Here is a 15,135-nt window from a genome sequence, read left to right on the forward strand (position 1 = left end):
GGCCCCCTTCCCTCGGCTGAGCCGAGGGAAGGGGGCCTTCACGCGCTTCACGAGGCCTGGACTCAGTGCGGCACCCACAGCGTCACCCGGGTCCCCCGCCCCGGATGCGAATCGATCGTCCCCCGCCCGCCGACCTCGGTCAGCCGCGCCATGATCGACTGGCTGATCCCGAACCCCGGCGGCCGGTCCAGCATGCTGAAGCCGGTTCCCTGATCCCGCGCGATGACGGCGATGCCGCCTTCGCGCTCTTCGACGCGAAGCACGACCTGTTTCGTCCCGGCGTGCTTCACGGTGTTTCGGAGCGCTTCGCGGACGGCGTCGCGGATGGCGGTCCGGCGCGCGTGCGAGAGGCGGTAGTCCTCTTCGTTCTCGGCCGCGACGAGCTGGGTGCGGAGGCCGTCGCGCGCCATTTCGGTGGCGACCTCGGCGAGGTCCGCCGCGAGGCCACGGGCCGACGGCGCGTCCGGGCCGACCAGTTCGCGCCGTAGTTCGGCGGCCTGTGCCCGCGCCGTCGCGCGCATTTCCGCGAGCCGTTCCGCGGCCGCGGTTTCGTCGTCCGGCGCCTCCAGGCCCATCGCTTCCAAGGTCTGGAGGACGGAGTCGTGCATGACCCGCTGGGTCCGGAGGCGTTCGGCTCGCTGCCCTCGGCGCATCCCGATCCCCAGCGCGAACCGGGTCCCGACGCCGAGCAGGATCAGGATCCCCGCCGTGGTCACCATCGCCACGACCAGCGCGATCATGCAGCCCACCGACCGGCTCACCGCGAGCGGATGGTCGATCGGGAGCCCGCCGATCCAGGTCAGGAACGCCCGGAACGGGAAAGCCGCGATCAGCAACAGGCAAGCGGCGGGCAGTCCGAACGACAACGTCCACAACGCCACCGTCCCGACCATCCAGGTCCACGCGACGTCGATGGCGAACGGCTGGATCTCGGTGGGCGCGGCCAGGGCCACGATCGTCGTGAGCACCACGCCCACCGCGAGATCCGCGTACATCAGCAGCCCGGAGGTCTTCGCCCGGATCCCGCGGCCCCGCACCACCCACCAGACCGCGATGACGTTGAGCAGCACCGCCAAGATCGTCGTGCTCAGCACCGGGACGATCCCGGCAGATCCGTTCGCGACCAGGAAACCGATGTACACCTTGGGAAACGCGGCCACGCGGTAGAAGATCGGGCCGAGCGCGGAGTAGCGGATCGCGCGCATCAGCAGCGAGTCCGCCGAGTCTTCGCGATACCGCCAGTCGGGAACGGAATCGGGATCGGGTGCCTCGTCGGCCGGGCTCGCGCCCAGTACCGAAGATCCCTTGCGCAACATCGCCCGCACGAAGGTGACCGACTCGGACATCCTCCGCCCTCCCGTGCGTTCGATGTCGAGCCTGGCAAAGGGGACCACACCCGTCAAGACGGCCGAATGCGCAGTTCCGCGACGAGAAGTTTCACCAAAGCGCCGAGCCGCTGCCGTTCGGGCTGGACGGTCGGGATTCCGGCGGCTTCCAGCGGCGCGGCCGTCACCGGTCCGACGCACGCGCACACCACCTGACCTCGCAGTGCGGCAAGGAGTTCCTCGCGACGCGGCCCCGCCAGCGCGAGCAGGTTCGCCGCCGCCGGCGCGGAAGTGAACGCCAGGGCGTGCACCCGCCCGGCGAGCACACTTTCGACGAGATCGTGCACCGGTTCGACGTCCGAAGGCGAAAGCCAGCGATACGGCTGCGCCTGGACGACGTCCGCGCCGGAATCCCGCAGCAGTCCGGTGAGTTCGGGCAGCAGGGTGCCGTGCAGCTGGACGGCGACCCGCGCCCCGCGAACCCCGGCGTCGCGCAAGCCCTCGAACAGTCCGGCGTTGCTCTCCTCCGGCGCGGAGAACTCCTCGCGCAGCCCTTCGCCGCGCACGGCACCGGCCGCTTTCGGCCCGCGCACGAAGATCCGTGACGCCGCCAGCCGTTCCAGCAGCGGTTCGCGCAGCCCCCAGCCTTCCGCCGCCGAAAGCCAGCCGCGGAACCCGGCGCCGGTGGTGACCGCGGTGAACCCGACCGGCTCGGCCAGTACGGCGTCCGTCGCCGCGCGGAGTTCGGTGTCGTCGGGCAGCGGGACGATGCGGATGGTGGGCGCGTGCAGCACGGTCGCGCCATGTCGTTCGAGGGCGGCGATGAAGTCGTCGGCCCGCCGCTCCGCGGTGATCCCGATCGTGATGCCGTCCAGGTCAGCCATAGCGCGCGCCCATCTTCCTGATCTCCTCCGCCAGCCGCTCGCGCAGCTCCGGCGGTTCGAGTACTTCGAGGTTCCCGCCGAACCGCAGCAGTTCGCCGACGGCCGACTCCCCCGGCTCGACGGCCAGTTCCATCGTCAGCCAGTCGTCCTCGTCCGGCTCGGCACCATCTTCGACGGCTTCCCGCAACGCTCGCGTGCCGACGGCGCCCAGATAGAACGGTAGGAGTATGCGGGCGAACTCGTTCAGCCGGACCACCGCCACGCGCGAGTACATCCGCTTCTCGAACTGCTCCGACCACTCCAGCCAGTAGCGCGCGAGGTCGAAGTCGGACGGCCGCTCGAAGGTCTCGCCGAGATCGTCGAGCTCCTCGATCCGGGAGACCCGGTAGGTGCGATCGGTCCCGTCGCAGCGCGCCGCGAGATACCAGTTCCCCGCCTTGAGGATCAGGCCCAGCGGGTCGAGGACGCGCTCGACCTTCTTCTGTCCCCAGCGTTCGTACCGGACCTTGATCCGCCGCGCGTGCCAGACCGCGTCGGCCAGTTCGGACAGTCGCGGCAGGCTCTCGATCCCGCGGTGCCAGCCCGGGACGTCCAGGTAGAACCGGTCGGAGACCTTGCTCGCCCCGGCGCGCAGCTCCGCGGGCATGGCCGCGTGCAGTTTGAGCTGAGCGGCGGCGAGGACCGTGCCGAGCCCGAGTTCCGCGGCCGCGCCGGGCAAACCCGCCAGCGAAAGCGATTGCGCCTCCTCCTCGGTCAGCCCGGTCAGCCGCGTGCGATAGCCGTCGACCAGCTGGTACCCGCCCGTGCGCCCGCGCTCGGCGTACACCGGCACGCCTGCCGCGGACAGCGCCTCGACGTCGCGGTAGACCGTCCGGACCGAGACCTCCAGCTCGGCCGCCAGCTCCTCGGCCGTCATCCGGCCGCGGTTCTGCAGCAGGAGGAGGACCGACAGGAGTCTGCTCGCGCGCATGAATCCAGTATCCCCCTAAAACCTGACACATCCTGACAGGTATGGCTGACAGGGTGAACCCATGAACACCTTCGCCATGAAGAACTGGGAAGAAAACGTCGTCAGCGGCACGGAAGGCGGCCCGCGCGTCGCCTACGCCCACGCCACGCTCGCCTACAGCGGGCTGATCGACGGCGAGTCGATCGTGGACTACCTGCTGTACTACGCGGGTGAGGGCTACGACGGCGGCGGCACGACCGCGCCGGGATTCGAACGCGTCGAAGGCAGCGTGGACGGGCACAAGGGAAGCTTCGTGATCAAGCACGACACCGGGTTCGACGCGCAGGGCATCTCGTCGACGTTCACGGTGGTCGAAGGCTCCGGAACGGGTGAACTCGCCGGGATCACCGGGTCCGGCACCACCACGGGCGTCCTCGGTGAGCCGACGATGTCGTACACGCTCGAATACTCGCTCTAGGGAGGACAAGTGCTCGAGGTCGATCGCGAGCAGGTGCTGGCGTACCGGATCGCGGCGCACGGGCTGCACCGCGAGGAGACGGACCCGGCCGCGGCGGCCGTGTTCGACCTCGGCCTGCAGGATTCCGTGCGCGACACCGCGCTGCTGGGCCTCGCGGCCCGGATCGACGGCGACGTGACGCCCGCGGTCTGGGACGACGATCGCTTCGTACTCGCCTGGACGCATCGCGGCGCCCCGCATTTCCACCGCCGCGCGGAACTGGACGCGATCAGGGCGGCGCTCGTCCCGCTCGACGAGAAGGACGCGATGGCCCGGATCCTCTGGCAGCGCAAGCAGGTCGAGGACGCGGGCAGGTCCGCGACGGACGCGCTGTTCACCGCGGCGAAGGCGATCCGCGAGGTCGTCACCGGGCTGCAGACCAAGGGAACGGCGAGCGGCGCTGTCACGAAACTGATCCCCGAAGGGCTCTCGTACGCCTGCCGGGGCTGCGGCGTCGTCCACATCTACGAGCAGTTGATGCGGGTCGCGTCGATCCACGCCGGCGTCCGGCTGGAGCCGGGCGCGACCCCGGCGACGTTGGCACCACTGGAAAGGCGGGGCAGGCTCAAAACCACACCGGACGTCGGCGCGGCCACTCGCGTCGTCGAGGGCTACCTGCGGATCAACGGTCCGGCCGCCCCCGGTGACGCCGCCATCTACGTCGGCACGACACGCACCGGGGTCGACGCGATGTGGCCGGATGGCCTGGTCGAGGTCCGGGTCGACGGCAAGAAGGCCTTCCTGCCGGAAGACCGGGTACCGCTGCTGGAGAACCCACCGGAGCCGGACGTGGTCCGCCTGCTGCCGCCACTGGACCCGTTCGTCCAGGCGCGGGATCGCGCCGTTCTGGTGCCGGACAAGGCCAGGCAGAAGGAGGTCTGGAAGATCCTCGGCAACCCCGGCGTCCTGCTGGCCGACGGCGAGATCGCCGGGGTCTGGCGGGCCAAGGCGAGCGGGAAGAAGCGGCTCGACTTCACCGCCACCCCGTTCAACGCCTTCCGCCCGGCCGTGCGGAAGGCGGCCGAGGCGGAGGCCGCCCGTGTCGCGCTGGCGCGGGAGTTCCCCGATTTCCGCGTCACCTGGTCCTGACGGCGGTCCGATCGGTCCCATTCCGGGTGCCCAAGAGGTAGCCCATCGCGCAACCGCTTGCCGCCGATGATCACGGCGGCGACCGTCGAGGTCATGAGCACACAGACCGAACAGCGGACGATCACGAGCAACTGGGCGGCCACGGGCGACTTGCCCTGGCCACGTTTGTGGAACGGCCAGAACGAAGGTCCCGTCCTGTTGCCGGACGGGAGAGTCCTCGCCGCGGGCGGTGGCGACAATCGCGGCGCGGTGTCGTACGCCGACGCCGCCCTCTACGACCCTCAGACCGGACAATGGACGGTCACCGGATCGCTCGCGACCAGCCGCCGCCTGCACACGCTGACCGTGCTGCCGAACGGGAAAGTGCTGGCCGCCGGCGGCTTCCACGGACATCCGTCGACCTCGCCCAACAACCTCGCCTCGGCGGAGATCTTCGACCCGGCGACAGGCACCTGGAGCCCGACCGGATCCCTGCGCACCGGCCGCAGCAACCACAGCGCGCTCCTGCTGTCGGACGGCCGGGTACTGGTGATGGGCGGCGCGACCGACCCGCCGGGGCTCGAATCCCTGGTGATCGCGTCCGCGGAGATCTACGACCCGGCGACGGGCACCTGGACCGAAACCGCGCCGATGATCCACGCCAGGGCGGCGTTCCCCGCGGCGCCGCTGCCGGACGGCAAGGTGCTGGTCGCCGCGGGCACCATCGAAACCGGCGGTGACCTCGTCGGACTGACCTTCTGCGAGATCTACGACCCGGCCGCGGGCACCTGGACGCCTACCGCCCCGATCGGCACCCCGGCGCCACCACAGAACGGACAGCCACGCGTCGGCGCACAGGCGGTCGCGCTGCCCGACGGCACGGTGCTGCTCACCGGCGGCCACTCGGGCGGGCCGCTGGACTGGAGCTACCAGCCGTTCAGCCTCAGCGAGTCCGAACGGTACGACCCGGCCACCGGCAAGTGGGCCGACGCGGCGCCGATGCAGATCCCGCGTGACGAGTTCCGCTTGGTGCGCTTGGACTCCGGCAAGATCCTCGCCATCGGCGGTCTCGAATACGGTGGCGCCGACGCCGGATACCAGAACTCCGAGATCTTCGATCCCGCCACCGGAGCCTGGGGTCCGCTGATCGGGCTCACCGTCGGCAGGACGATGTTCGGCGCGGTCAAGCTCGCGGACGGCCGGGTGCTCATCGCGGGCGGCGCCGCCGTACTGGGCAACGCCAGCCCGAACGGCAACCACGTCCTCATCACCAAAACAGACCTCTTCACCCCGTGACCCCCTCTCCCGCGGGGTCAGGGGTCGACGGCCAGGCGGTAGCCCCGTTTGACGACGGTCTGGACGAGTTTCGGGGCGCCCAAAGAGCTTCGGAGGCGCCCGATGGCGGTTTCGACGGCATGCTCTTCGCCGCCGTCGGGCAACGCGGAGATCAGCTCCCGCCGCGAGAACACCCGCCCCGGCGACTCCGCCAGCGCCCGCAGCAGCGCCATCGGCGCGGGCGCGATGTCGCACCACTGCCCGTCGACCACCGCCGCCTGACCGCGCAGTTCGATGCTCCGCCCGCCCGCCGAAAGCCGCGCCGAGCGGGCTTCGAGCGCTTCGGACACCGTCCGCGCCAGCGCCCCGATCCGCGATCGCGCGGGCTGGACCGTCGGGATCCCGAGCGCCGCCAACGGCCCCGCGGTGATCGGCCCGACGCAGGCCGCCACGACCCGTTTCTCCAGCGCCCGCACGATTCCCGGCAGCCGCCCGGTCCGCCTCGCCATCGCCAGCATCGACGCGGCGGCGGGCGCGCTGGTGAACGGCAGCGCGTGCACCGAGCCGTCGAGGACGGCGTCGAGCAGCCGGTCCAGCGGGCCGGGATCGGCCGGGCCGACCCAGCGGTACACCGGCACCTCGATCACTTCGGCCCCCGCCGCGCGAAGACTGTCCACAAAGTACGGAAGCGGCTCACCGTGCAGCTGCACCGCGATCCGCTGACCGTCCACACCGGATTCGAGCAGATGCCGCAGCACCTCGGCGTTGCTCTCCGACGCGGGCGAGTAGGCCTCCGAGAGCTCGGCCGCGCGGATCGCGCCCTTGGCCTTCGGACCGCGCGCGAGCAGCGAAGACCGCCCCAGCCTGTCCAGCAGCTCCTCCCCCAGCCCCCAGCCTTCCGCCGCCTCGATCCAGCCGCGGAAACCGATCCCGGTCGTCGCGACGACGACGTCGACCCGGTCCTGAAGCAGGCGCATGGTCGCCGACCGCAGTTCGGTGTCGTCGGCGAGCGGCACGATCCGGATCGCCGGGCCGTACCGCACGGTCGCACCCTTGCGCACGAACAGCGCGCCGAGCTCGTCCGCCCGCCGCGCCGCTGTGATCCCGATGACGAATCCCGCCAGGGGAAGGACTTCTGTCACGGCGAAGCCTCGACCTCCACCACGCCACCGGAGACCCGCACTCCGTACGCCTCGACCGAGACACCTTCGACGTCGAGGCAGGTGCCGGTCCGCAAATCGAACCGTTCCTTGTACACCGGCGAAGCCACCACCGGGACACCGCCGGCGTCACCGACGATCCCCCGCGAGAGCACCGCGGCACCACTGACCGGGTCCATATTGGACAGTGCGTACCACCGGTCGCCGGGCAGCCGGAAGATCGCCACCTGGACCCCGTCGTCGAGCAGGGCGGCGACCCCGGACCATTCGGGGACGGCGCCCGCCGCGCAGACGGCGGTCCAGGTGCGCTCGATCGAAGTCGTCACTGTTTCACCTCCGGGATGCCCAGCAGCACGGGCACCTTCTGGTCGCGTTCGGTGCGGAACGAGATCGTCGGGTCCGGCGTGCCAGGCGCGTTGACGAACGAGCTGAACTTCGCCAGCTTCTCCGGATCCTCCAGCACCCCGCGCCATTCGTCGGCGTAGTCGCCGACGTGCTTGGCCATCGCCGCGTCCAGGTCCTCGCAGATGCCGAGCTTGTCGTCGACGATCACCGCGCGCAGGTGGTCGAGTCCGCCGTCCATTTCCTCGACCCACGGCGCGGTGCGCTGCAACCGATCGGCCGTGCGGACGTAGAACATCAGGAACCGGTCGATCGTCCGGATCAGCGTCTCGGTGTCCACTTCGGACACCAGCAGATCCGCGTGCCGCGGGGTCGCGCCGCCGTTCCCGCCGACGTACAGGTTCCAGCCCTTGTCGGTGGCGATGACGCCGAAGTCCTTGCTCCGTGCCTCGGCGCATTCCCGCGCGCAGCCGGAAACCGCGGACTTCAGTTTGTGCGGCGAGCGCAGGCCCCGGTAGCGCAGCTCCAGCTCGATCGCGAGCCCGACACTGTCCTGAACGCCGTAGCGGCACCACGTCGAACCGACACACGACTTGACCGTGCGCAACGACTTCCCGTACGCGTGCCCTGACTCGAACCCGGCGTCGACGAGCCGCCGCCAGATCAGCGGGAGCTGATCCACGGTGGCGCCGAACAGGTCGATCCGCTGCCCACCGGTGATCTTGGTGTACAGCCCGAAGTCCATCGCCACCTGCGCGATCACCATGAGCTTCTCCGGCGTGACCTCGCCGCCGGGGATGCGCGGGACCACCGAGTAGGTGCCGTTGCGCTGCAGGTTCGCCAGGAACTTGTCGTTGGTGTCCTGCAGCGTCGCCTGCTCACCGGCGAGGATGTGCCCGTTGCCCAGCGTGGCCAGGATGGACGCGATCGCCGGTTTGCAGATCGCGCAGCCGGTTCCGGTGCCGTAACGGTCGATCATCTCGCTGAACGTGCTGATCCGCGTGGCCTGCAGGATCTGGAACAGCTCCGCGCGGGACTGGCCGAAGTGCTCGCACAACGCCTTCGACTGCTCGACACCACAAGCCGTCAGCAGCTTGCCCAGCAGCGGGACACAGGATCCGCACGCCGTGCCCGCCCGCGTGCAGCCCTTGATCTTGGCGACCGAATCGCAACCCTCTTCGGTGATCGCGTGCGTGATGGCGCCCTTGGAAACCGCGTTGCACGAACAGATCTGCGCGGCATCGGGCAGCGCGTCGACACCGACAGCGGCACCGCCACCGGCCGGGGCGAGGATCGCGCCCGGTTCAGCGGGCAGCGGCCTGCCGACCATCGCGCGCAGCGTGTTGAACTCGCTCGCGTCGCCGACCAGCACCCCGCCGAGCAGCGTCTTCGAGTCGTCCGAGATCACGAGTTTCTTGTAGGTCCCGGCGACGGCGTCGTTGAACGCGACCTCCAGCGCGCCCTCGGTCGCCGCGTGCGCGTCGCCGAAGCTGGCGACGTCGACACCCATGAGCTTCAGCTTCGTCGACATGTCCGGCTCGGGGAACGTGCCCTCGCCGCCGGTCAGCCGCGCGGCGACGATCTCCGCCATCGCGTAGCCGGGCGCGACGATGCCGTACACCTTGCCGTCCACGGCCGCGCATTCACCGATCGCGTACACCGCCGGATCGGACGTCCGACAGGAGTCGTCGACGAGGATCCCGCCCCGCGCGCCGACCTCCAGCCCGGACGAACGCGCGAGGTCGTCACGCGGGCGGATGCCGGCGGAGAACACGACCAGGTCGACGTCGAGTTCCGTGCCGTTGCCGAGCTTGGCGAGGTACCGTTCGCCGTCCGGCTCGATCGCGTCGGTCGAGGTTCCCGTGTGGACGGTCACGTCGAGTTCGGTGATCAGTCGCCGCAGCAGACCGCCGCCGCCCTCGTCGACCTGCAGCGGCATCAGCCTAGGCGCCATCTCGACCACGTGCGGCGAGAGTCCCATGTCCCGCAAGGCTTTCGCTGCTTCCAACCCCAGGAGCCCGCCACCGATGACGACCGCGGAACGCCGTCCGCGACCGGGTCGCTGGGCGGCTTCCCGGATGGCGTCGAGGTCCTCGATCGTCCGGTAGACGAAACAGCCGGGAAGATCGTGCCCCGGCACCGGAGGGACGAACGGCCGCGAGCCGGTCGCGAGGACGAGCGCGTCGTACGACTGCTCGTACCCGGACTCGGTGACGACCACCTTGCGCTTCCGATCCACCGAGGTCACCGCGTCACCGAGCCGCAGTTCGACCAGCGGGTCCCCGGCGTAGTCGGCGCCTTCCAGAGCCAGCGAAGCCGGATCCCAAGTGTCCACATAGGACGTCAGGGCGACCCGGTCGTAGGCGGGGCGCGCCTCTTCGGCGAGCACCACGACCTGCCATTCGCCGTTCTTGTCCTCCGCGCGCACGGCCTCCACGAGCCGGTGCGCGACCATACCGTGTCCCGCGACGACGAGTTTCCGCATCAGACCTCCGCTCCGGCGAGCGCCAGACCTCGGGTGCTCGCCACCTCCGTCTGCTGTTTGCGCAGGTACACCGCCCAGGTGACGGCGAAGCACAGCCCGTAGAAGACGAGGAAGGCGACGAACGCCGGCACCCCGCTCTCGGTGTCCGCGAACGACTGCCGGAAGGCCAGGTTGATGAACAGCCCGCCGAGCGCGCCGATCGCCCCGGCCAGCCCGATCAGCGCACCGGAAAGCTTGCGCGCCTTGAGCATTTCGAGCGCCTCGTCCGCGCCCTCGCTGATCGCGACCTTCGCCTTGGCGCGGAAGATCGCCGGGATCATCTTGTACGTCGAGCCGTTGCCGACGCCGGTGAGCACGAACAGCACGATGAACGCGACGGTGAACAGCGCCAGCGAATTCGACGTCGAAGCGAGGATCAGCACCACGGTCGCCGCGGCCATCCCGACGAACGTCACGAAGGTGACCTTGCCGCCGCCGATCCGGTCGGACAGCCAGCCGCCCGCCGGCCGCGAGAACGAGCCGAGCAGCGGTCCGAGGAAGGTCACCGCGGCCGCCTGCAACGGCGTCCGGCCGAACTGGTTCTGCAACACCAGGCCGAACGCGAAGCTGTAGCCGATGAACGAACCGAACGTGCCGACGTAGAGGAACGACATCACCCAGGTGTGCGGATCCTTGACGACCTCGCGCATCGCCTTGGTGTCGCCCTTCATCGAAGCGAGGTTGTCCATGAAGAAGTACGCGCAGGTCGCGGCGACGATGATCAGCGGGAGGTAGATCGCGAGCACCAGCCGGGGCGCGGTCGCGCCGACGGTGCCGATGACCAGCAGGCCGATCAGCTGGATCGCCGCCACGCCGAGGTTCCCGCCGCCCGCGTTGAGCCCGAGCGCCCAGCCCTTGTGCTTCTCGGGGTAGAACGCGTTGATGTTGGTCATCGACGACGCGAAGTTGCCGCCGCCGACCCCGCCGAGCGCGGCGATCAGCAGGAACGTGCCGAGCGAGGTGCCCGGTTCCATCGCGATCGCGGCCAGCGTGGTGGGTGCCAGCAGCAGCAACGCGCTGACGATCGTCCAGTTCCGGCCGCCGAACCTCGCGACGGCGAAGGTGTACAGCGGCCGCATGAGCGCGCCGATCACCGTCGGCGTCGAAACGAGCAGGAACTTGTCCGCGGCCGAGAAACCGTACTGCGGTCCCATGAACAGGACCATGACCGACCACAGTGTCCAGACGGAGAAGCCGATGTGCTCGGCCAGGATGGAGAACCAGAGGTTCCGCCGGGCGACCTTCTTCCCGGTCTCCTCCCAGAACCGCTCGTTCTCCGGCTCCCAGTGCTCGATCCAGCGCTTTCCACGAGCTGCCATGAGGTCCTCCTTGGTGGATGCGTTCGGGTTCACTGGGCGGCCAGCCATTTCGCGACCCCGCCGACGGCGTCCTTGCAGCCGCCGCAGCCGGTCGTCGCGCGGGTCGCCCCGGCGAGGGCGGGAACATCGGTGGCACCGGCACGCCAGGCCTCGACGAGCCGTCCCTTCGTCACCGCGTTGCAGCGGCAGATGACCGCCGACGCGGGCAGATCGGCCGGGCTCGACGCCGACGGCGCCCCGGCGGGCAGCGCGCGTCCCAGAAGGACGGCGAGCCGGTCTTCTGGCACCGGCGTGCCCCGGTCGTAGAGTTGCGTGATCGTCGCGGCCGCGTCGGGCAGGCCGAGCAGGATCGCGCCCGCCACCTTGTTTTCGCGGACGACGAGCTTGCCGTAGCGGCAGCCCGCCGGGTCGCTGAAGGTGAGCACCTCGGCGGTCGGGTCGTCCGCGCCGGTCATCGTCTCGCCGAGCGCGGTGAGGTCGATGCCGCGCGCCTTCAGCCGGGTCACCGCCTGGGTGCCGTGGTAGCGCGACGCGGATTTCGTCCCGGTGACCAGGTCCGCGACGACGGCGGCCTGTTCCCAAGCGGGCTGCACGAGACCGCCGAAAGCGCCGGGATGCCGGGCGCAGTCGCCGATCGCGTGGATCCGGCCGTCGCTGGTGCGCAGCAGATCGTCGACGACGATGCCGCCGTCGACGGTCAGCCCGGCGTCCACGGCCAGTTTCGTCTCAGCGCGGACACCGGTCGAGACGACGATGAGATCGGCGGGGACGTGCGTGCCGTCGTCGAGTTTGAGCCCGTCGCCGCTCACGTAGCGCGCCGCTCCGACACCGAGCCGGAAGCCGACGCCGAGTTCTTCGAGCTTTCTGGTCAGCACCCGCGCGGACTCCGCGTCCAGCTGACGTTCCATGATGTGCGGCATCGGATGCACGACGGTGACGAGGTTTCCGCGCCCCGCGAGTCCTCGCGCCGCCTCCAGGCCGAGCAGCCCGCCGCCCAGCACGGCGACCGGTGCGCCCAGTTTGGCTGCGTCGAGGATCCGGGCACAGTCGTCGAGCGTGCGGAACGCGACGACGTCCGGGCCTGATTCGAGACCTTCGACCGGCGGCATCCACGGGTTGGCGCCGGTGGCGAGCACGAGCGCGTCGTAGTCCACAGTGGACCCGTCGTCGAGGTGCACTCGCCGGGCCGTGCGGTCGATCGCCGTCGCGGCGACCCCGCGGCGCAGATCGGCCTTCGTGCGGGACGGCCAGTCGTCGTCGTGGAGCCGGACGACCTCGGGCCGCATGGTCCCGGCGACCACCGAAGACAACAGCACGCGGTTGTAGGCGGCGTGCGTCTCGGCGCCGACGACGGTGAGCCGGACGCGTTCGCCGTCGGGATCACGGCGGCGGATGTCGTCCGCCAGCCGGGCGCCCGCCATCCCGTATCCGGCGATGACCACCGACCGGGGGCTCACGCGACGACCCCGGCGGGGGCGAGCGCGACCGCGCACACCTTGAACTCGGGCATCCGGCTCGTCGGGTCGAGCGCCGGATTGGTCAGCAGGTTCGCCCGGCCCTCACCGGGAAAGTGGAACGGCAGGAACACCAGGTCCGGGCGCAGCGACGACACGCAACGGACCCGCGCGACGGTCTCCCCGCGCCGGGACCGCACGACCGCGAGGTCGCCCTCGGCCAGCCCAGCCCGGGCGGCGGTGTCGGGATGAACTTCCACGAAGGCCTCCGCTACGACGTCGTTCAGCTCCTTGACCAGCCGGGTCTGCGCACCGGACTGGTAGTGCTGCAGGACCCGGCCGGTGGTGGCCTGCAAGGGGAATTCGTCGTCGGGCACCTCGGCCGGGCCGACGTGGTCCACCGGCACGAACCGCGCGCGGCCGTCCGGGTGCGCGAAGGCGCCGAGGAACATCCGCGGCGTGCCGGGATGCGTTTCCGCCGGAACGGGCCAGTACAGCGCCTCGCCGTCGCGGAGCCTGTCGTAGGTGACGCCCGAATAGTCGGCGACACCGCCCTTGGACGCCCGGCGAAGCTCGGTGAAGACGGTCTCCGCGTCGGCGGGGAACCGGCCTTCGGGCTGACCGAGCCGCCGGGCGAGTTCGGAGAGCACGAACAGATCGGTCCGCACGCCGGACGGTGGGTCGATCGCCTTGCGCCGCAGCAGGACCCGGCCTTCGAGATTGGTCATCGTGCCGTCTTCCTCGGCCCACTGGGTGACCGGCAGGACGACGTCGGCCATCGCCGCGGTCTCCGAAAGGACGAGGTCCGAGACCACCAGGAAGTCCAAAGAGGACACCCGGTCTTGGATCTTTCCCGCCCCGGGGGAAGAAACGACGAGGTTGCTGCCGAACACCATCAACGCGCTCGGTCCGTCTTCGGTGCCGAGTGCCTCCAGCAGTTCGACGGCCGAACGGCCAGGCCCAGGCAGGGACTCCGGCGGCACACCCCAGACTCCGGCGACGTACTCGCGGGCGACGGGGTCGTCGATCTTGCGGTAGCCGGGCAGCTGGTCGGCCTTCTGCCCGTGCTCGCGTCCGCCCTGTCCGTTGCCCTGGCCGGTCAGGCAGCCGAACCCGGATCCCTTACGACCGGGAAGGCCGAGCGCGAGCGCGAGATTGATCCACGCGTTGACCATCGCCGTGCCGTTGGCGTGCTGTTCGGTGCCGCGTGCGGTGAGGATGTAGGCGTTGCGAGCCGAGGCGAGTTTGGCGGCGACGCGGCGCTGGTCCGCGGCGGAGACCCCGGTGACCTGCTCGACGCGTTCCGGCCACCACGCCGCGACCGAACGCCACAGTTCCTCGAAACCGTTCGTTCGCGCGTCCACATAGGACTGATCGAGCAGGCCGTCGGCGACCACGGCGTGCAGGATCCCTTGCGCGAGAGCGAGATCCGTGCCGGGCGCGGGTGCGAGGTGCAATCCGGCCAGTTCGGCGGTCGGGGTCCGGCGGGGGTCGACGACGATCAGGTCCGCGCCCCGCAGATGCTGCGTGAAGGGCGGCATCGTCTCGGCCGGGTTCGCGCCGATCAGCAGGACGGCGTCGGCGTCGGCGAGATCCGTGACCGGGAACGGCATCCCGCGGTCGGCGCCGAACGCCTTGATCCCGGCGGCGGCCGCCGACGACATGCAGAACCGGCCGTTGTAGTCGATCTGCGAGGTGCCCAGCGCGACGCGGGCGAATTTCCCCAGCAGGTATGACTTTTCGTTGGTGAGCCCGCCGCCGCCGAAGACGGCGACCGAGTCGGCGCCCTTCGCCGCCCGGATCTCGGTGAGCCGACGCGCGACGAGGTCGAGAGCCTGCTCCCAGGTCGCGGGCCGGAGTTCGCCGTCGGTGCGGATCAGCGGGGTCGTCAGACGGGAAGGGGAAGTAAGGAGTTCTCCCGACGTCCAGCCCTTCTGGCACAGGCCACCCGCGTTGACCGGGAAGTCGCGCGGGGTGACCCGGGCGCCGTCGAGGCTCATTCCGCACTGCAGGGCGCAGTACGGGCAGTGCGTGTCCACCGCGGTTCGGGTGGGAGCGGCGAGCGGCACGGGCACCTCCTCCAGGCGTCGATTGCGCCTGAAGGTAGGTAGGCCGTGTTACCTGGAAACTCCTGAATGTTTCAGGCGTTTGACATTGCCCACCCCCGGCGGACGTCACACGGTGAGGTGGCGCGAGGGGCTGAAGGGGCCTTTCCCGCATGCGACGCGACGAAAGCTCCCTTCACCGCGTGACATGCGGCGAAAGGCCCCTTCAGCAGCTATGCACCCGGTGTATAGACGGTGCGTATACACACTGTG

At 70.3% G+C, this 15,135-nt stretch carries 12 protein-coding genes; 3 read left to right on the plus strand and 9 right to left on the minus strand.

Annotation, left to right across the window (positions count from 1 at the left end):
• Positions 1-62: 62 nt before the first annotated feature.
• From ACZ5IK_RS20320 to ACZ5IK_RS20330, 3 genes are read right to left on the minus strand one after another with little or no spacing between them, the layout of a single operon-like run.
• Positions 63-1,346: a sensor histidine kinase gene (locus tag ACZ5IK_RS20320; RefSeq protein WP_101612536.1), complete on the minus strand. Its 1,284-nt coding sequence runs from the start codon at positions 1,344-1,346 to the stop codon at positions 63-65.
• A 53-nt stretch (positions 1,347-1,399) separates the two neighbouring features.
• Entirely contained in the window at positions 1,400-2,209 is an 810-nt protein-coding gene (locus ACZ5IK_RS20325) for a uroporphyrinogen-III synthase (protein WP_465489064.1), read from the minus strand.
• Positions 2,202-3,179 (minus strand): helix-turn-helix transcriptional regulator, encoded by a 978-nt coding sequence (locus tag ACZ5IK_RS20330; RefSeq protein WP_465489065.1) that lies wholly within the window; start codon positions 3,177-3,179, stop codon positions 2,202-2,204. Before ACZ5IK_RS20330 ends, ACZ5IK_RS20325 begins: the two co-directional genes overlap by 8 nt.
• Before the next feature lie 61 nt (positions 3,180-3,240).
• On the opposite strand from ACZ5IK_RS20330, the gene ACZ5IK_RS20335 reads away from it, so the two are divergent.
• The 3 genes from ACZ5IK_RS20335 to ACZ5IK_RS20345 all read left to right on the plus strand — a co-directional run bounded on the left by ACZ5IK_RS20335 (position 3,241) and on the right by ACZ5IK_RS20345 (position 6,039).
• Positions 3,241-3,636: a DUF3224 domain-containing protein gene (locus ACZ5IK_RS20335; RefSeq protein WP_465489066.1), complete on the plus strand. Its 396-nt coding sequence runs from the start codon at positions 3,241-3,243 to the stop codon at positions 3,634-3,636.
• A 9-nt stretch (positions 3,637-3,645) separates the two neighbouring features.
• A complete protein-coding gene (locus ACZ5IK_RS20340; RefSeq protein WP_465489067.1) occupies positions 3,646-4,764 on the plus strand; it encodes a DNA glycosylase AlkZ-like family protein in 1,119 nt (372 codons plus the stop codon).
• Between the two features lie 93 nt (positions 4,765-4,857).
• Positions 4,858-6,039: a Kelch repeat-containing protein gene (locus tag ACZ5IK_RS20345; RefSeq protein ID WP_465489068.1), complete on the plus strand. Its 1,182-nt coding sequence runs from the start codon at positions 4,858-4,860 to the stop codon at positions 6,037-6,039.
• Positions 6,040-6,056: 17 nt separating this feature from the next.
• Here ACZ5IK_RS20345 and ACZ5IK_RS20350 read toward each other — a convergent pair whose 3' ends face one another.
• Genes ACZ5IK_RS20350 through ACZ5IK_RS20375 form a run of 6 tightly spaced genes read right to left on the minus strand, consistent with a single transcriptional unit; the run spans position 6,057 to position 14,886 of the window.
• Positions 6,057-7,160, minus strand: coding sequence for a uroporphyrinogen-III synthase (locus ACZ5IK_RS20350; protein ID WP_465489069.1), 1,104 nt, complete (start codon positions 7,158-7,160; stop codon positions 6,057-6,059).
• Positions 7,157-7,504, minus strand: a complete 348-nt coding sequence (nirD, locus tag ACZ5IK_RS20355; protein ID WP_465489070.1) for a nitrite reductase small subunit NirD — start codon at positions 7,502-7,504, stop codon at positions 7,157-7,159. Before nirD ends, ACZ5IK_RS20350 begins: the two co-directional genes overlap by 4 nt.
• Positions 7,501-10,005, minus strand: a complete 2,505-nt coding sequence (gene nirB, locus ACZ5IK_RS20360; RefSeq protein ID WP_465489071.1) for a nitrite reductase large subunit NirB — start codon at positions 10,003-10,005, stop codon at positions 7,501-7,503. Before nirB ends, nirD begins: the two co-directional genes overlap by 4 nt.
• The gene (locus tag ACZ5IK_RS20365; RefSeq protein WP_465489072.1) at positions 10,005-11,363 is read right to left on the minus strand and encodes a nitrate/nitrite transporter; all 1,359 of its coding nucleotides are present in this window, start codon (positions 11,361-11,363) and stop codon (positions 10,005-10,007) included. The genes nirB and ACZ5IK_RS20365 overlap by 1 nt, the downstream gene beginning before the upstream one ends.
• Before the next feature lie 29 nt (positions 11,364-11,392).
• Complete coding sequence (locus ACZ5IK_RS20370) at positions 11,393-12,820, minus strand: FAD-dependent oxidoreductase (RefSeq protein ID WP_465489073.1); 1,428 nt, start codon at positions 12,818-12,820, stop codon at positions 11,393-11,395.
• Positions 12,817-14,886, minus strand: a complete 2,070-nt coding sequence (locus tag ACZ5IK_RS20375; RefSeq protein ID WP_465489074.1) for a molybdopterin oxidoreductase family protein — start codon at positions 14,884-14,886, stop codon at positions 12,817-12,819. Before ACZ5IK_RS20375 ends, ACZ5IK_RS20370 begins: the two co-directional genes overlap by 4 nt.
• Positions 14,887-15,135 lie beyond the last annotated feature (249 nt).

It is taken from the genome of Amycolatopsis sp. NPDC031561 (genome assembly GCF_055580625.1).